The sequence below is a fragment of the Rhizobium sp. GN54 genome, assembly GCF_021026345.1.
In the GTDB taxonomy this organism is placed as follows: domain Bacteria; phylum Pseudomonadota; class Alphaproteobacteria; order Rhizobiales; family Rhizobiaceae; genus Mycoplana.
On record NZ_JAJNCZ010000003.1, the window covers coordinates 110791 to 127964 of the forward strand.

11 protein-coding genes are annotated in these 17174 nt (G+C 67.3%); 6 read left to right on the forward strand and 5 right to left on the reverse strand.

Going from position 1 to position 17174, the window contains the following annotated elements; genetic code table 11:
• Window positions 1–125: 125 nt before the first annotated feature.
• Both LQK81_RS09840 and LQK81_RS09845 read left to right on the forward strand, forming a co-directional pair.
• Window positions 126–2048, forward strand: a complete 1923-nt coding sequence (locus LQK81_RS09840; RefSeq protein WP_230805849.1) for an autotransporter assembly complex protein TamA — start codon at window positions 126–128, stop codon at window positions 2046–2048.
• Between the two features lie 72 nt (window positions 2049–2120).
• The gene (locus LQK81_RS09845; protein ID WP_230805851.1) at window positions 2121–7871 is read left to right on the forward strand and encodes a translocation/assembly module TamB domain-containing protein; all 5751 of its coding nucleotides are present in this window, start codon (window positions 2121–2123) and stop codon (window positions 7869–7871) included.
• 42 nt (window positions 7872–7913) lie between these two features.
• On the opposite strand, the gene LQK81_RS09850 is transcribed toward LQK81_RS09845, so the two are convergent.
• Window positions 7914–8354, reverse strand: coding sequence for an Lrp/AsnC family transcriptional regulator (locus tag LQK81_RS09850; RefSeq protein ID WP_230805853.1), 441 nt, complete (start codon window positions 8352–8354; stop codon window positions 7914–7916).
• Between the two features lie 144 nt (window positions 8355–8498).
• Between LQK81_RS09850 and rocF the strand changes: the two genes are divergently transcribed.
• The 3 genes from rocF (at window position 8499) to LQK81_RS09865 (ending at window position 11277) form a co-directional block, all read left to right on the forward strand.
• Window positions 8499–9434, forward strand: a complete 936-nt coding sequence (gene rocF, locus LQK81_RS09855; RefSeq protein ID WP_230805855.1) for an arginase — start codon at window positions 8499–8501, stop codon at window positions 9432–9434.
• Window positions 9435–9490: 56 nt separating this feature from the next.
• Entirely contained in the window at window positions 9491–10696 is a 1206-nt protein-coding gene (gene rocD / locus LQK81_RS09860; RefSeq protein ID WP_230805857.1) for an ornithine--oxo-acid transaminase, read from the forward strand.
• Window positions 10697–10800: 104 nt separating this feature from the next.
• The gene (locus LQK81_RS09865; protein WP_230805859.1) at window positions 10801–11277 is read left to right on the forward strand and encodes a chemotaxis protein CheW; all 477 of its coding nucleotides are present in this window, start codon (window positions 10801–10803) and stop codon (window positions 11275–11277) included.
• Window positions 11278–11370: 93 nt separating this feature from the next.
• Here LQK81_RS09865 and LQK81_RS09870 read toward each other — a convergent pair whose 3' ends face one another.
• Complete coding sequence (locus LQK81_RS09870; RefSeq protein WP_230805861.1) at window positions 11371–12246, reverse strand: alpha/beta fold hydrolase; 876 nt, start codon at window positions 12244–12246, stop codon at window positions 11371–11373.
• A 304-nt stretch (window positions 12247–12550) separates the two neighbouring features.
• On the opposite strand from LQK81_RS09870, the gene LQK81_RS09875 reads away from it, so the two are divergent.
• On the forward strand, window positions 12551–13105 hold the full coding sequence (locus tag LQK81_RS09875; protein ID WP_230805863.1) for a methyltransferase family protein: 555 nt from the start codon (window positions 12551–12553) through the stop codon (window positions 13103–13105).
• A gap of 20 nt (window positions 13106–13125) precedes the next feature.
• On the opposite strand, the gene LQK81_RS09880 is transcribed toward LQK81_RS09875, so the two are convergent.
• From LQK81_RS09880 to fdhF, 3 genes are read right to left on the reverse strand one after another with little or no spacing between them, the layout of a single operon-like run.
• Entirely contained in the window at window positions 13126–13380 is a 255-nt protein-coding gene (locus tag LQK81_RS09880; RefSeq protein ID WP_230805866.1) for a formate dehydrogenase subunit delta, read from the reverse strand.
• Window positions 13381–13391: 11 nt separating this feature from the next.
• Window positions 13392–14234, reverse strand: a complete 843-nt coding sequence (gene fdhD, locus LQK81_RS09885) for a formate dehydrogenase accessory sulfurtransferase FdhD (protein WP_230805868.1) — start codon at window positions 14232–14234, stop codon at window positions 13392–13394.
• 59 nt (window positions 14235–14293) lie between these two features.
• The gene (fdhF, locus tag LQK81_RS09890) at window positions 14294–17173 is read right to left on the reverse strand and encodes a formate dehydrogenase subunit alpha (RefSeq protein WP_230805870.1); all 2880 of its coding nucleotides are present in this window, start codon (window positions 17171–17173) and stop codon (window positions 14294–14296) included.
• Window position 17174: the final 1 nt, after the last annotated feature.

Below are 17174 nucleotides of genomic sequence, written 5' to 3' on the forward strand. Positions count from 1 at the left end.
GGCTAGAGTCAATTCGAGCCTGGGTGGCCTGTCAGACCGTCGTTCGGACTGCACGTGCCGCACAATCCGGGGAGTGACCGCGTCAGGCGGACGACCCCCGGAAAGGGAAGAGGCAGCAACAGCGGATGCGGCAGCGTATCGACCGGCCGAAATTGGGTATTGCGTTCTTGCGGGCTGGGACAAGTCTTGCGCTTGCCTCGACGCTTGCGATTCTGCCGCTCGCCGCCGAGCCCGCCTTCGCCTTCAAGATCTTCGGCATGCGCTTCTTCGAGAGCGACGAGGAAGAGCCCGAAGTCATCGACCCGGTCAACTATACGCTGACCTTCGACGCCGGCACCGACGATGACGAGTTGAAGGGCGTGATCGAGGCGGCAGCACTGCTCAAGCAGAACGAAGGCGAGCCCGTCTCCGGCGACCTCGGCCTCCTGATCAAGGCGCGCGACGATCGCGACCGCATTCTCGCAGCACTCTATGAGAAGGCGCGCTACGGCGGCGTGGTGGATGTCCGCATCGCCGGGACGCCGATCGATTCCCTTCCGCCCGACCCCTCCTTCCCGTCCGGCGCCGTGCCCGTCAGCGTCACCGTGCACCCCGGCCCCGCCTTCACCTTCGACACCGTGACGCTGAAGGGCGACGCCGCCGGCCGTACCCCGGCCGACTATGGCCTCGTTCGCGGCGCACGGGCCGATTCGACGATCATCATCGCCGCCGGCGAGCGGGTGGTGGCGAACCTGAAGGCCGAGAGCCGTCCCCTGGCAAAGCTGACGGACCGGCAGGCGATCGCCGACCACAAGACGAACACGGTCGACGTCATCATTGCGGCCGAAGGCGGACCGGTCGCCGATGTCGGCGAGGTCGGCGTCACCGGGACGAAGGACGTGGATGCCGGCTTCGTCAAATACTATTCGCGGATCAATGCCGGCCAGCCCTACTCGCCCGAGCGTCTCTCCAAGGCGGCCGACCGGCTGCGACAGCTCGGCGTCTTCTCCAGCGTGACGATCAAGCAGGCCGACAAGCTGGCCCCCGACGGATCGTTGCCGATGACGATCGAGGTCTCCGAAGGCAAGATGCGCTATTTCGGCGCGGGCGCCCAGTTCTCCACGCTCGACGGTTTCGGCCTCCAGGGCTACTGGGGCCACCGAAACCTTTTCGGCAGGGCCGAATCGCTACGGATCGAGGGCTCGGTCAACGGCATCGGCGAAGGCAACGGCGTCGACGACATCGGCTATACGCTCGGCCTGCTGTTCGCCAAGCCCGGCGCCTTCGGCCCCGCCTCCACCTTCACGGCCAGCATCAAGGCGGCGATCGACGACACCGACGCCTATTATGCCACCACCGGGACGCTCGCCGTCGGGGCGACGTTCGAGCTGAGCGACTACGACACCGTGTCGGGCAGCGCCGAGGTCGCGGCCATGCAGGTGGACGACCCCTTCGGCGACAACTTCTACCTGACGACCGCCATTCCGCTCGAATATGTCCGCGACACGCGCGACAACAAGCTCAATCCGACGACCGGCTACCGGGCAATGATCAATGCCAAGCCGACCTACGAGTTCGAGCGCAGCACCTTCTTCTCGAGCTTCGAGACGTCCGGCTCGGTCTACCAGGCGCTGGGGGCGGACGATCGCGTGGTCCTCGCCGGCAGGCTTGGCGCAGGCACGATCATCGGCGCGCCGAAGCTGTCCGATATCCCGGCGCCGCGCCGCTTCTATCTCGGCGGCGGCGGCACGGTGCGCGGCTACGGTTACCAGGACATCTCCCCGCGCAACGACGACGACGAGTTGCTCGGCGGCCGCTCCTATGTCGTCGCCTCGGCCGAGGTCCGCGTCAACGTGACGGAGACGATCGGCATCGTCCCCTTCATCGACGTGGGTACGGTCTCGCGCGACGAACTGCCGGATTTCAGCGACATCCGCGCCGGCGCCGGCGTCGGACTGCGCTACGGCACGCCCTTCGGGCCGATCCGCCTGGACGTCGCCGTGCCGCTGAACCCCTACGAGGGCGGCGATTCGTTCGGCATCTATGCCGGCATCGGCCAGGCCTTCTGAGCAGCCGGGCCCCGGCGCGCATGGGAGCGCGACGGATTCCCCTGGCCACCGTTTTGCTTTAGGACGTGAATCATGAGCCGGTTCGTCAATATCCTGCTGCAGGGGCTTCGCTATCTGGGCTACGTCGTCGCCCTGTTCCTCGTCGTGATCCTCGCAGCGATCGGTTTCGTCGGCTTCACCGATCCGGGCGCCCGGCTCGTGGCCTCCTTCGTCGAGGATGCGACGGCGCAGTCGGACACCCGCGTTTCGATCTCCGATCCGTCCGGCCTCCTCACCGGCAGCCTGCGCGCCGGCACGATCACGCTCAGCGACCGCGAGGGCGTCTATGCGCAGATCCGCAACCTCGCCGTCGACTGGTCGCCGCTCGACCTCTTCGCCCTGCAGTTCAACGCCGACCGCGTCGCAGCCGAGGCAGTCACCGTCCAGCGACGCCCGGTTCCGGGCGCCGGCGAGCAACCCGCCTCCGAGAGCTCCTTCTCGCTGCCGGTCACGGTCTGGGTCGAGAAGCTCGACATTCCGGATATCCTGCTTGCCGAAGCGGTCGCCGGGCAGGAGCAGCGGCTGCGCCTTGCCGGCAGCGGCGGCTTCGACCGACAGGGCGTGGCGCTGAACCTGGCGGTGACCGAGAAGGACAGGCGCGGCGCCTCCGCGGTGGCCGACCTCGTGTTCAACCCGACCGCGAACGAACTGCGGCTGAAGGCCGACGTCGCCGAGCCGCCGGGCGGCATGCTCGCCCGCGCGCTCGGCATTCCCGGCGAGCCCGCCGTCGCCTTGAACCTCACCGGCGACGGGCCGCTGTCGCAATGGGCCGGCCGGCTGACCGGCGCCCTCGACGGCAACGAGGTGCTGGCCCTGGACGCCCGCCACGATCTGTCGACCCAGGGATTGCACACCGTCGCGCTGAAAGGCGGCGGCATGTTCGAGGACCTGCTGCCGCAGCATCTGCGCCCGCTCTTTTCCGGCACCACGGCCATCGACGTGACGGCAGCCACCAACGGCTCCAGCCTGCTCCGGATCGAGCGCGGGCAGGTCTCGACCGGCGCGATGACGATGACGGCGTCCGGCGCCTTGCAGACGACCGGCGAGAACGACCTGTCGATCCTCCTGGAAGCAGCGGACGGTAGGCCGCCGATCCCGATCCGGTGGCCGCTGGCATCGGGCGAACTCGCGCTCGACCTGCACGGCCTGCAACTCGCAGCCTCCGGCCCGGCCGAGGGAACGCGCGTCAACGTCAATATCAACGCCGCCGCCATCGATATGCCGCAGGGGCAGCTCGAAAACGTGCTGATGACGGCAAGCAGCGCCGATTTCAATGTCTCGACGCGGACCGGGCACGCCACCGTGACGCTCACCGCCGAGCGCTCGGAGATGCGCGATCCCAATCTCGACCGTCTCGTCGGCACGCCGATGAAGGTCACCGCGGCGCTGGCGGTGGCCCCCGACCAGTTGACCTTCGAGCCGGCGACCATCGAAAGCACCAGCATCGGCGGCGAGATCACCGGCAGCTACGGGTTTACCGCAGGCGCCGGCAATGCCGCCTTCAAGCTGTTCGCGCTGCCCTCGGTTCTGCCCGAGGCGATGGCGGCGAAGCTGGAGGGCACCATCGGGCTTGACGGCCAGGCCGCGATCGGTCCCGGCGGCGCGGTGTCGCTGTCGCAGCTCCGGCTGCGCTCGAACATCGCTGAAGCCTCGGGCAATATCGACCTGTCGGACGGCGAAGTGCAGGCGAAGCTTGCGGGGCGCCTGATCGATGCCGGCGCCTTCATCGCCGGCGGCAGCGGCGAGATCGCCTTCGACGCGACCGCCACAGGCCCGCTCGACGCGGCCAATATCCAAGCAAAGGTCACCGCGCCGCAGCTCGCCCTTTCCGGACGCACGCTCGACAATCTTTCGGTCGACCTGACCGGCCGCGCCTCCGCTGCCGCCCCTGCCGGCGACTTCACGCTTGCCGCCTCGATGAACGGCCAGCCGATCGAGCTGCGCTCCAGCGTCACCTCCTCGGGCGGCGCAATCGCGGTGCCGACGATCGAGGCGACCGTGGGCGACAACAGGCTGCAGGGTGCGCTGACGCTCGGCGAGAATTTCATGCCGGACGGCACGATCCGCTTCGAGTTCCCCGAGCTCGCCACGCTTGCGGCCCTTGCCGGCCAGAGCGCCACCGGCGACCTCGCCGGCACACTGACCTTCACCAACACCGACGGCAAGGGCTCGCTTGTCGTCGCAGCCCAGGGCAGCGAGATCCGCCGCGACACCGCGGCCATTCTCGGCCCTGCGCTGGAAGCAACGATCGAGGACCTCTCGGCCATCGCCGTCACCGGCACGCTGCGCGCCAATGTCGCCCGTGTCGGCGAGAACGACCTGGAGACGCCGGTCGTCAATTTCAGCCATTCCGGCAGCCTCACCGGCTTCGACGTTTCCGGTCGCTACGAGAACGCGCCGCTTGTCGTGGAAGGCAGCGTCGCCCGGCACGATGCCACCACCGTGGTCGCGCTCAAGGCGCTGGACGCCGTCGTTGCCGGCTTCCCGCTGCGACTGCAGGAGGCGGCCTCGATCTCCATCCTCGACGGCAACATCGCCTTCGAAAACCTCTCGATCGGCGCCGGCGAGGGCGTGATCACGATTTCCGGCGCCGCCAATCCGGCCGGCCACAGCAGCCTCGCCCTGACGCTTGCGACGACGAACGGCCCGGCAGAATACCGCATTCCGCTGAAGGATGGCGGCGCGGCCACGGCCCGCATCCAGGCAGCGCAACTGACGCTCTCCGGCGAACTGAGCGCTGCCGCACTGGCGCTGACGACAACCGTCGCCTCCCTCGAGACGCCGCAGGGATCGGTGACGAATGCCGACATCACCGTCAACAGCGCGGCCTTCGATCTCATCGGCCGCCGCGGCAACCTCAAGGCGGGAATTTCGGCCGCCGCCATGGATCTTGGAAATGCCGACGTCAACCGCCTGCTGCAGGCGCCGCTGAACGTCGCGGCGGACCTTGCCGTCACGCCGGAGCGCGTCAGCTTCAGCAATGTCACGCTCGCCGGCACCGGCCTCGACGCGCGCGCCGACGGGCATTTCGTCACCGCGGACGCATCCGCCGCAGTGAAAGTGGAAGCCACGGTGGCACCGGGCACGCTTCCCTCCGCCGCGGCTGGCCGCTTCGACACGCCCCTCCGCCTGACCGCCGACGTCGTCCGTGGCGGCGATGGCGTCCTTAACGTCCAGTCCTTCGACGTGGCGTCGGGAACCATCAACGCGGAGGGCACCGCCCGCCTTTCCGGCGAGACCCTCGAGGCCAACCTTTCCGGCACGCTGCCGGACCTCGGAAAGCTTCTCGCCGATGCCCGCGGGCGGGCGACCTTCACCGCCTCCGCCACCGGTCCCGTCAGCGCGCTCGGCGTCAAGGCCGAGCTCCAGTCCAGCGGTGCCGAGCTCGCCGGCCGCACACTCAGCGATCTCGTCGTCACCGTCGACGGTACCGCCGATCGCAATTCGCCCACCGGAAACCTGACGGCGACAGGCGCTATCGGCGGACAGGCGATCAACGTCAAGACCAATGTCGCCTCGCAGGACGGCCGGATCTCGATCCCCTCCATCGACGCCCGCATCGGCGAGAACGTGCTGACCGGCGCACTGACGCTGGACGACGGCTTTCTTCCCGACGGCAACGTCGAGTTCGATCTTCCCGATATCGGCCTGCTCGCGGCCATGGCGGGCCAGCAGGCAGAAGGCGACCTGAAGGGCTCGGCGACCATCGACACGGAGAACGGCAGGACCGCGATCAGCCTGCAGGCCATAGGGTCCGGCATCACCCGCGACCAGTTGCGGATCGTCCGGCCGAACATCGATCTGCGGACCGCCGACCTGCGGTCGCTTGCGATCACCGGCAGCGTCCGGGCGGATGCCTTCGCCTCCGGCGCCAACCGCATCGACGCGCTGGCGCTGAACTTCAACCAGCAGGGACCACGGACGCTCTTCGACCTCGGCGCCCGCTTCGACGGTGCGCCGCTCGCCGTCAAGGGCTCGGTGGAGCAGCAGCAGGGCGGCATGGCGATCGCGCTCGATACGCTGCAGGGCACCCCGCGCGGCATCGCGCTCCACCTGTCCCGCCCGGCCCGGCTGACGCTGCGCGACGGCGCGGTCACTATGAACGACTTCACCATCCAGACCGGAAGCGGCAACATCGCCGTCAGCGGCACGGCAGGAGAAAACCTCGGCCTCGCCGTCCGCATCAAGGCGGTGCCGGCGAGCCTTGCCAACGTCTTCTCCGCGGGCCTCGGCGCCGAGGGCGCGATCGGCGGCACCGTCAACGTCCGGGGCACGGCCGCAGCACCGCAAGTGGCCTACGACCTCACCTGGAACAACGCCGCCACGAGCCACACCCGCGCCGCCGGCGTCGGCGCCCTGACGATCGCAGCCGACGGCCAGTTCGCCAACAACACGGTGCGCGTGCAGACGCGCCTTTCCGGCCCAAGCGGCCTCGCCTTCCGCGGCGGTGGCACCGCTGGCGTCGCCGGCAACATGCAGCTCGACCTGAGCTTCAACGGCACGCTTCCCTTTGCCCTTTTGCAAAGCCAACTGGCACAGCAGGGCTTCACGCTCACCGGAAATGCCAATGTCGACCTCAAGGTGACCGGCGCGGCCAGAAGCCCCGTCATCACCGGCACAGTCGCCACCTCCGGCAGCCGCCTCGTCGACGTCCGCCGCAACGTGTCCGTCGAGAACCTGACAGCACGCGTCGCGCTGGACGGCCGCCAGGCCGTCATCCAGCAGTTCAGTGGCAATGTGGCGACGGGCGGCCGGATCACCGCGACGGGATCGATCGGCACCGTCCCCGGCTCGAACTTCCCTGCCGACATCACGATCCGCCTCGACGACGTCACCTATGTCGATGGCCGGCTGGTCACGGCGAACCTCAACGGCAACGTCACGATCCGGGGCCCGCTCCTGGCAGGCCCCGTCATCGGCGGCCGGATCGACATCAGCAGCGCCAACATCACCATTCCGCAGAAGCTGCCGGCCTCGCTCGCCGAGATCGACATCGAGCACCGCAACGCGCCGGCCGACGTCAAAGCCATGGCGGCGGCGTTGCGCGCCGACCAGGGTGGCGGTGGCGACGGCACCAACGTCCGCGGCATCGGCCTCGACCTTGCGATCAATGCACCAAACCGCATCTTCGTGCGCGGCCGCGGCATCAATGCGGAACTCGGCGGCAGCCTGACGCTGCGTGGCACCTCGCTTGCACCAGCCGTCTCCGGCGGCTTCGACCTCCGGCGCGGGCGGATCGAGATCCTCGCCAAACGGATCGATTTCACCAGCGGCCATATCGGCTTCACCGGCGGGCTCATTCCGACCATCAATTTCGTCGCCACCTCGAGCGCCAATTCGACGACGATCAACATCAACATCGTCGGGCCGGCCAACAATCCCGCCGTGACGTTCACCTCCTCGCCGGCCCTGCCGCAGGACGAGATCCTGGCGCGGCTGATCTTCGGCCGCTCGATGAATAACCTGTCCGCCTTCCAGATCGCCCAGCTCGCCGCCGCCGTCGCCGATCTCGCCGGCGGCGGCGGTGGATCGCTCCTCAACAGCCTGCGCAGCAAGCTCGGGATCGACGACCTCGACATCACTACCGATTCGCAGGGGCGCGCGCAGGTCTCGGCCGGCAAGTACCTCAACGACCGGACCTATCTGGAGCTGAAGCAGGACCCCGAGAGCGGCGGCGGCAAGGCGGCGATCAATCTCGACATCGGCCGGGGCGTGAAATTGCGCGGCGAGGCCGGCAGCAACGGCGCCGGCGCCGCAGGCATCTTCTACGAGAAGGAATACTGAGCCGGGCGGCGGAGAAGGTCGGATACCGGCCGCGCGAGCCGGTCAGGTCAGCCCGCTCTTCGTCGTCTTCAGCAGGATGTTCGTTTCCGTCGAGTTGATCCCGTCGATCAGCCGGATCTTGTGCAGGGTCTCGTCGAAGGTGCCGAGGTCCCGGTCTTCCAGCTCGGCGATGAGATCCCACCGTCCGTTGGTGGAGTGCAGCGCGCGCACCTGCGGCAGCCCGCGTAGTTGCGCCGCCACCCGATCGGCCATCTTTCCCAGCACCTCGATGAGCACGATGGCGCGCACGCCGCTGCCGCTGAGTTCGGTGCCGGTGCGAATGGTGAAGGCGGCGATCGTTCCCGACTTCACCAACCGGTCGATGCGGGCGGACACCGTCGCCCGCGACGCGCCCGTCAGGGCCGCGAGCGAGGAGACAGGCGTGCGCGCGTTATGACGAAGCGCGCTGATGAGGCTGTGGTCGAGATCGTCCAGCGTTATCATCTTGCCTAACTCACCTTCTCAAAATACTCATATTGCCCTTCTATCTGTCAGTTTTTCATCTATTTGCCAACGCGCTGAAAGACAATAATCGCGCAGGATCCGGCATACCGGAATGCAAGCAAACACGCTCTGCGGGGAAGACTGATGGCGACAGCAAAAAAGACCATCGCGCTGATCGGCGCGCCGATCGAGGAAGGCTCGGGGCGCCGCGGCGCCGCCATGGGCCCGGCGGCGCTGCGGATCGCCGGCATCGACACGACGCTCGCCGAACTCGGCTACACGGTGGTCGACGAGGGCGACCTGCGACCGCTGCCGGCCCGCGACCTTGCCAACCACTCCCGCGCGAACAACCTCCAGATGGTCGCAGCCTTCGCCCGCGCGCTCGACGCTTCCGTCCACGAGGCCGCGCGCGCCGGCCGGGTGCCGATCATTCTCGGCGGCGACCATGCGCTGTCCATGGGCAGCGTCTCCGGCATGGCCCGCCACGCCGCCGAGATCGGCAAGCCGCTGTTCGTCCTCTGGCTGGACGCGCATGCGGATTTCAACTCGCCGGAGACTTCGCCCTCCGGCAACATGCACGGCATGCCGGTCGCCTTCTTCTGTGGGCAAGCCGAGTTCGCGCCGATCCTGCCGGCAGACCGGCCGATGGTCGATCCGAAGAACGTCTTCCAGGTCGGCATCCGCTCGGTCGACGAGCGCGAGCGCGTCGAGATCGCCGAGCACGGCGTCAACGTCTACGACATGCGCGCCGTCGACGAGACCGGCATGGCGCGCATCATGCACGAGATCATCGACACGGTGCGCCATGCCGATGGCCTGCTGCACGTCAGTTTCGACGTGGATTTCCTCGATCCCGAGATCGCACCGGGCGTCGGCACGACGGTCCCCGGCGGCGGGACGTTCCGCGAGGCGCACCTGATCATGGAAATGCTCTGCGATAGCGGCCTCGTCGCCTCGCTCGACCTCGTGGAACTGAACCCGTTCCTCGACGATCGCGGCAAGAGCGCGCGCATCCTCGTCGAACTGACCGCCAGCCTGTTCGGCCGCCGCATCCTGGACCGCCCGACCCGCAGCGCCTGATCGCCGATACCTGATACCTGGCGCCCGCAAGCTGCGCCCGACCTCCGGAGAAGACCATGACCTCGACCACCGCACGCCTGATCGAGACCGAACACCGTCTCGGCGCCCATAACTACAAGCCGCTCGACGTCGTGCTCTCCCGCGGCGAAGGCGTCCATGTCTGGGACGTGGACGGCAACCGCTATCTCGACTGTCTCTCCGCCTATTCCGCCGTCAACCAGGGCCATTGCCATCCGAAGATCCTTGCCGCCATGGTCGAGCAGGCACAGAAGCTGACGCTGACCTCACGCGCCTTCCGCAACGACCAGCTGGCGCACTTCTACGAAGAGATCGCCGCCCTGACCGGCTCGCACAAGGTGCTGCCGATGAACTCCGGCGCCGAGGCCGTCGAGACGGCCATCAAGGCCGTGCGCAAATGGGGCTACGAGGTCAAGGGCGTCGCGCGCGACAAGGCCGAGATCATCGTGTGCAACGATAACTTCCACGGCCGCACCATGGGCATCGTCGGTTTTTCGACCGACCCGGACGCCCGTGAGGGCTTCGGGCCGTTCGCCCCGGGCTTCCGGCACGTGCCCTTCGGCGACATCGACGCCTTCCGTGCGGCCATCAACGAAAACACCGTGGCCTTCCTGATCGAGCCGATCCAGGGCGAGGCCGGCGTCCTCATTCCGCCGGCCGGCTATTTCGCCGCCGTTCGCGAGCTCTGCACGAGCCATGGCATCACGCTCATCCTCGACGAGATCCAGACCGGCCTCGGCCGCACGGGCAGGCTTCTGGCGGAAGGGCACGAGGGCATCGAGGCGGACGTCACGCTGGTCGGCAAGGCGCTGTCCGGCGGCTTCTACCCGGTCTCGGCCGTGCTCTCCAACACCGAGGTTCTCGGCGTGCTGAAGCCCGGCCAGCACGGCTCGACCTTCGGCGGCAATCCACTGGCCTGTGCGATCGCCCGTGCAGCCCTGCGCGTACTGACCGAGGAGGACATGATCGGCAATTCCGCCCGCATGGGCGAGCGCTTCCAGAAGGGGCTCAGCGAGATCCGCTCCAACATCGTCCGCGAAGTCCGCGGGCGCGGCCTGATGCTGGCAGTCGAGCTCGATCCGGCCGCCGGTGGTGCGCGCAAGTATTGCGAGGCGCTCAAGGCGCGCGGCATCCTCGCCAAGGACACCCATGGCGACACGATCCGCATCGCCCCGCCGCTCGTGATCACCGCCGATCAGGTGGACTGGGCGCTCGAGCAGTTCGAGACCGTGCTGCGCGACTGAGGAACGTCGGCCCCATCTGCGACGGGTTGAACAATCCTTAACCTCGCCCCGGCTATCCTCGCCTCCGGCTATTTGGACCGCGACGAAAACTGGGGCGACAACAGATGACGACTTTTAAGACCGCCGGCTTTGACGGCGAAACGCTGGAGATCATTGCCTTCCGGCTGCACGAGCAGGAATTCTGCGTAAAGACGACGACGATCCGCGAAATCCGCGGCTGGGCGCCGTCCACGCCGATCCCGCATTCGCCGGCCGACGTGATCGGCGTGATGAACCTGCGCGGAACGGTGATCCCGATCATAGATCTCGCCCACAAGCTCGGCATGCGCTCGACCGAGGCCAACGAGCGAAGCGCCATCGTGGTCGCCGAGGTCCACAACATGGTCGTCGGCCTCGTCGTCGACCGTGTCTCCGATATCCTGACCATCCGCGGAGACCAGATCCAGCCGGTTCCGGAAGTCACGACCTCGTTCGACAAGGTCTATGCGGAAGGCATCATCGCCCACGAGAACGGCATGATCTGCTTCCTCAACCTCTCGCGCATGTTCAAGGAACGCGAGATCGAGGACATTGCGGCCTGACCGCACCGCACCGCGAAATTTGAAGATCATTGGCGGCCGGTCGAAAGACCGGCCGTCGTCGTTTTCGCCATGCGGGATGTCCGCCCGAAGGCTTTAGGCCCGGGCGCGGGCCGTCACGCGGTGCACGTGCGCCTGCCATGCCGAGGCGGTTTCCGCGGCGACCGCCTCGACGAAGTGATCGAGCGCCGGGTTGAACAGGTCGGGCCGCTCCCAGAACGGCGCGTGGCCGGCGCCGATGACGATCGTCGGCTCGTCGCCGTACTGGTGCGGAATATGGATTCCCGAAAGATAGCCGAGGCGCACGAAGGGATCGTCGGCTCCGTTCAGGAGGGCGATGGGGACGGTGGCCCCCTCGACCGCCCTGCGCTGGTCGGCGCCGTCGCCGCGCGCGAGGCTCTGGCCGAAATTCGACCGCACCAGACCGTCCGTGCGCAGCACGAGATCCTGGAAAGGCGCGGGCTCCTGCGCGCCGAAGCAGAGGGATGAAAACCGGGCCGCGTCGCGCGCCGTGAAGCTGTGCTTCGTCGTCAACAGCAGATCGAACGACGGATGGAATGCACGCAACATGCCGATGATGCCACGCGAGATCGGCGGCGCGCCGCTCAGCATGAGCCCGCGAATGCGGGTACTGCGGCTCATCCATTCGATCGCCGCGTGACCGCCCAGCGACCAGCCGTAGACGGCGAGCCGCTTCAGGTCGAGCCGTTCGGCGAACTCTTCCAGGCAATCGGCAAAGCCCGATACCGTATAGGTGACGTTCGGCTGCGGCGCGTTGTCCGATTCGCCATGTCCCGGCAGATCGAGCGCGATCAGGCGCCAGTGCCTTGCCAGTTCGCTGTCGAACTGGCGTTCGAACACGCGCCGCGAGAAGCTGGAACCGTGGATCAGCAGGACGGGAAAGCCGGATCCGCCCGTATCGCTATAGCGTACGGCGCCGTGACGGGTCGCGATCGTCTGGCTGTCGAACATCGTCTTCCGTTTCCGCAGGGCATTGATCCGCATCGCAGCAATCGCCTTCGGCAGACTACGCCCCGATGGTTAACAAGCCTTGAAGATCGGCAGGCGACCGGCTCGCAATCGCAAGGTGCGGAAACGTTCCAGGCCGCATTGCGGGATTTCGCGGCTCTCGCTATGGTTTGGCTCCGTACCAGAGCACCTCCGTCCGGCGAGCCGGCAGCGTGCATGGGGTGAGTTGGGCTTGCGTCTGTTCCGACACCGTGCAGCGGTCTCGGGGACCTGCATTTTGGGGAGCCGGCGCAAAGCCGGCAGGGGAATGGAAACAGCACTGGATATTGCCGTCACCTGCATGAGCGTCGTCGTCGTCGCCTTCTACAGCTGGTCGCTGCGCGCGCATTTCTCGTCACCGCAGGTGCCCTCCGGCTTCAAGGTCATTTCCGCCGTCGTCGCCGTAACGACGCTCTATTTCCTCTATCTGGTCTGGAGCGTCACGCAGCCCGTGGGCGCACAGATCGTCGGCCTCGGCCTGGAAATCGTCGCGGCCGTCATGTTCTGGTGGGCGATCGCCGCATCGCGCCGGGCGCGGCTGCGCTTCGCCTTCGACCCCGACAATCCCGACAGCCTCGTCACCACGGGCCCCTATCGCTATGTGCGCCACCCGTTCTACACGTCCTACATCGTCTTCTGGGCAGGCTGGGCGATCGCCACCTGGACGGCGTGGTCAGCCGTACCCGTGATCGCCTTCATCGTGATCTACGTGGTCGCGGCCAAGGGGGAGGAAAAGAAGTTCGCCTCCACGCCGCTCGCGGCGGAGTATGACGCCTATCGCCGCCGCACCGGCTTCCTCGTTCCGAAGCTCGTCTCCGCCTGAGACTGGGACAGGAGCCGCCGCTACGCGCCCTGCGGCTGCGTTGCCGGGTCTTCGGCCGGCGGGCGCCTGACCAGGGGAGCGGCCTCCAGCACCAGCGGATCGAGCCCGGCGCCGCCATGATTGTCGACGATGTCGAAGAACTGCCGGCGCATGCGCGGTTCCCAGAACTTGTTGATGTGGGTCGCAACCCCCATCGGCCCCTCCTCCCGTGGCTGCGAATGAAAGAAGGTGGCGATCTGGTTGGCCATCCGGACCAGCTTTGCATCGTGCGACATCAATATCTTTCCTACCCGTTTCCGGCGCGGCGCACGGCGTCGTCCGACACCGGCAGGACGTGCCCCGCGCCCGTGAAAATCTCGAACTCGTCGCCGCGCACCAGTGCGATCAGCGTCATGCCGGCCTCCTCCGCCGTGCGGATGGCAAGCGCGGTCGGTGCCGAAATGGCGATGATGAAGGGGCTGCCGGTAACCGCCGTCTTCTGCACCATCTCGACGGAGACACGGCTCGTGACCACTACCACACCCGCCTCGCCGCGATACCCTGCCCTTGCGGCAGCGCCCACGAGCTTGTCCAGCGCATTGTGTCGGCCCACGTCCTCGCGCACGGCGATCATCCCCTTGCCGGGGACGAAGAAGCCCGCGCCGTGCACGGCCCGCGTCTCGATGTGCAGCGGCTGCAGGCCGTTCAGCAGCCGCACCGCCTCGACAACCTGGTCCTCGGTCAGCACCAGACCCGATCCGCCGACCGATGGCGTGATGCGCACGGCCTGCTCGATCGATTCGATCCCGCACAGCCCGCATCCGACCGGCCCCGCCATGTGGCGGCGGCGCGACGTCAGCGCCTCGCTCTGCGCGTCCGCGAGACGGATCTGCAGGTCGATGCCCTTGTCTTCCTCCACGACCTCGATCGCCTCGATCTCGCTGGCATCGCGGACGATTCCCTCGGTCAGGCTGAACCCGACGGCGAAATCCTGAAGGTCCGCAGGCGTGGCCATCATCACGGCATGCGTCGAGCCGTGATAGGTAAAGGCGACCGGCACCTCCTCGGGCACGATCCGCTCGCCCGCCGCCAGCCGGCCGGAACGGCGCGCAAGTTCGGGGACCGTCTTCGTCGCACGGAAGCTGCTCATCGGACTTCGGCGTCCGACGAAACGCTCCCTACCGCCACACCGGCCATCGTCGCCAACTCCTACTCCGCCGCCTCCAGCTTGCCGGTGATCCGGCGAGAGCGGCGGGCCTGTTCGTCATACTCGATCTGCCAATCCGAAGGTCCGTTCGAGGGCGAGACCTGAACGGCCGTGACCTTGTATTCCGGGCAGTTGGTCGCCCAGTCGGAGAAGTCGGTCGTGATCACGTTCGCCTGCGTATCCGGGTGATGGAAGGTCGTATAGACCACGCCCGGCGACACGCGGTCGGTGATCAGCGCGCGCAGCGTCGTCTCGCCCGCCCGGCTGGCAAGCCGCACCCAGTCGCCCTCGCGGATACCACGGTTCTCGGCATCGTGCGGATGGATCTCCAGCCGGTCCTCCCCGTGCCAGACGACATTGTCGGTCCGCCGCGTCTGCGCGCCGACATTGTACTGGCTGAGGATGCGGCCGGTCGTCAGAAGCAGCGGGAAGCGCGGGCCGGTCTTCTCGTCGGTCGCGACATATTCGGTACGGATGAACTTGCCCTTGCCGCGCACGAAGCCGTCGATATGCATGATCGGCGAGCCTTGCGGATGCTTCTCGTTGCAGGGCCACTGCACCGAACCGATCTTGTCCAAGTAGTCGTAGGAGACGAGCGCGAAGCTCGGCGTGGTCGCCGCGATCTCGTCCATGATCTCGGAGGGATGGCGATAGTTCCAGGCGAGCCCCATGGCCTGCGCCATCTTCTGCGTCACCTCCCAGTCGGCATAGCCGTTGCGCGGCGTCATCACCCGGCGAACGCGGTTGATGCGGCGCTCGGCATTGGTGAAGGTGCCGTCCTTTTCCAGGAAGGTGGAGCCCGGCAGGAAGACGTGGGCGTAGTTCGCCGTCTCGTTGAGGAACAGGTCCTGCACGACGACGCATTCCATGGCGGCAAGGCCTGCCGAAACGTGCTTGGTGTCCGGGTCGGACTGAAGGATATCCTCGCCCTGGATGTAGAGGCCCTTGAACGAGCCCTCCACGGCCGCGTCCAGCATGTTGGGGATGCGCAGGCCCGGCTCGTCGTTCAGTTCCACGCCCCAGAGCTTCTCGAAGATCGCGCGGGTCGCATCGTCGGAGATGTGGCGGTAGCCCGGCAGTTCGTGCGGGAAGGAGCCCATGTCGCAGGAGCCCTGCACATTGTTCTGCCCGCGCAGCGGGTTCACGCCGACGCCCGGGCGGCCGATATTGCCGGTCGCCATGGCGAGGTTGGCGATGGCCATGACGGTGGTCGAGCCCTGGCTGTGCTCGGTGACGCCGAGCCCGTAGTAGATCGAGCCGTTGCCGCCGGTGGCGAACAGCCGTGCCGCGCCGCGGACGAGTTCGGCCGGAACGCCGGTGAGCGCCTCGACGGATTCCGGGCTGTTCCGGTCCTCGGAAACGAAGCCCGCCCAGTCCTCGAACTCCGACCAGTCGCAGCGCTCGCGGATGAATTTCTCGTCGAAGAGCCCTTCGGTGACGATCACATGGGCCAGCGCCGTGACCACGGCCACGTTCGTGCCGGGCCTGAGCGGCAGGTGGAAGCTCGCCTCGACATGCGCCCCCTTGACGAGGTCGATGCGGCGCGGGTCGATCACGATCAGCTTGGCGCCCTGCCGCAGCCGCTTCTTCAGCCGCGAGGCGAAGACGGGATGGCCATCGGTCGGATTGGCGCCGATGACGATGACCACGTCGGTTTCCTCGACCGAATCGAAGTTCTGCGTGCCCGCCGAGGTGCCGAAGGTCTGGCCGAGGCCGTAGCCGGTCGGCGAATGGCAGACGCGGGCGCAGGTGTCGACGTTGTTGTTGCCGAAGCCGGCGCGCACCAGCTTCTGGACGAGATAGGTCTCCTCGTTGGTGCAGCGCGACGAGGTGATGCCGCCGACGGAATCGCGGCCATACTGGTACTGGATGCGGCGGAACTCGCTCGCCACATGCGCGAACGCCTCCTCCCAGCTGACCTCGCGCCACGGATCGGAGACCTTCTCGCGGATCATCGGATTGAGGATGCGGTCGCGGTGGGTGGAGTAGCCATAGGCGAAGCGGCCCTTGACGCAGGAGTGGCCGCGATTGGCCTGCCCGTCCTTCCACGGCACCATGCGCACGAGCTCCTCGCCGCGCATCTCCGCCTTGAACGAGCAGCCGACGCCGCAATAGGCGCAGGTTGTGACGACGGAATGCTCCGGCTGGCCGATGGCGATCACCGACTTCTCCGTCAGTGTCGCCGTCGGGCAGGCCTGTACGCAGGCGCCGCAGGAGACGCATTCGGAGGAGACGAAGTCCTCGTGCATGCCGGCGGAGACGCGGCTGTCGAAGCCGCGGCCCTCGATCGTCAGCGCAAACGTGCCCTGCACTTCCTCGCAAGCGCGAACGCAGCGCGAGCAGACGATGCACTTGGAGCTGTCGAAGGTGAAATAGGGGTTGGATTCGTCCTTCGGCTGCCACTTGATGTTGACGGCGCCGTCGTTGCGGGCGCGCACGTGGTTCTCGCCTTCATAGCCGTAGCGCACGTCGCGCAGGCCCACCGCGCCCGCCATCTCCTGCAGTTCGCAGTCGCCGTTTGCGGCACAGGTGAGGCAATCGAGCGGATGGTCGGAGATATAGAGCTCCATCACGCCGCGGCGCACGTCCTTCAGCCGCGGCGTCTGGGTCGACACCACGAGCCCGGCCGCCACCGGCGTCGTGCAGGAGGCCGGCATGCCGGCCCGGCCCTGGATCTCCACGAGACAGAGCCGGCAGGAGCCGAAAGCATCTACCATGTCGGTGGCGCAGAGCTTGGGAATCTCGATGCCCGCTTCCATCGATGCGCGCATGATCGACGTGCCCTCCGGCACCGTGACCTCGTTGCCGTCGATCGTCAGCGTCACCATCTTTTCAGACCTGGAGGCCGGCGTGCCGTAGTCGATTTCACGAATGAGGGACATG

Coding starts and splice junctions, on each gene's coding strand:
- fdhD (WP_230805868.1), bottom strand. CDS start 14,234: ATGAGCAGCTTCCGTGCGACGAAGACGGTCCCCGAACTTGCGCGCCGT.
- LQK81_RS09865 (WP_230805859.1), top strand. CDS start 10,801: ATGACGACTTTTAAGACCGCCGGCTTTGACGGCGAAACGCTGGAGATC.
- LQK81_RS09880 (WP_230805866.1), bottom strand. CDS start 13,380: ATGTCGCACGATGCAAAGCTGGTCCGGATGGCCAACCAGATCGCCACC.
- LQK81_RS09875 (WP_230805863.1), top strand. CDS start 12,551: ATGGAAACAGCACTGGATATTGCCGTCACCTGCATGAGCGTCGTCGTC.
- LQK81_RS09840 (WP_230805849.1), top strand. CDS start 126: ATGCGGCAGCGTATCGACCGGCCGAAATTGGGTATTGCGTTCTTGCGG.
- rocD (WP_230805857.1), top strand. CDS start 9,491: ATGACCTCGACCACCGCACGCCTGATCGAGACCGAACACCGTCTCGGC.
- LQK81_RS09845 (WP_230805851.1), top strand. CDS start 2,121: ATGAGCCGGTTCGTCAATATCCTGCTGCAGGGGCTTCGCTATCTGGGC.
- fdhF (WP_230805870.1), bottom strand. CDS start 17,173: ATGTCCCTCATTCGTGAAATCGACTACGGCACGCCGGCCTCCAGGTCT.
- rocF (WP_230805855.1), top strand. CDS start 8,499: ATGGCGACAGCAAAAAAGACCATCGCGCTGATCGGCGCGCCGATCGAG.
- LQK81_RS09870 (WP_230805861.1), bottom strand. CDS start 12,246: ATGTTCGACAGCCAGACGATCGCGACCCGTCACGGCGCCGTACGCTAT.
- LQK81_RS09850 (WP_230805853.1), bottom strand. CDS start 8,354: ATGATAACGCTGGACGATCTCGACCACAGCCTCATCAGCGCGCTTCGT.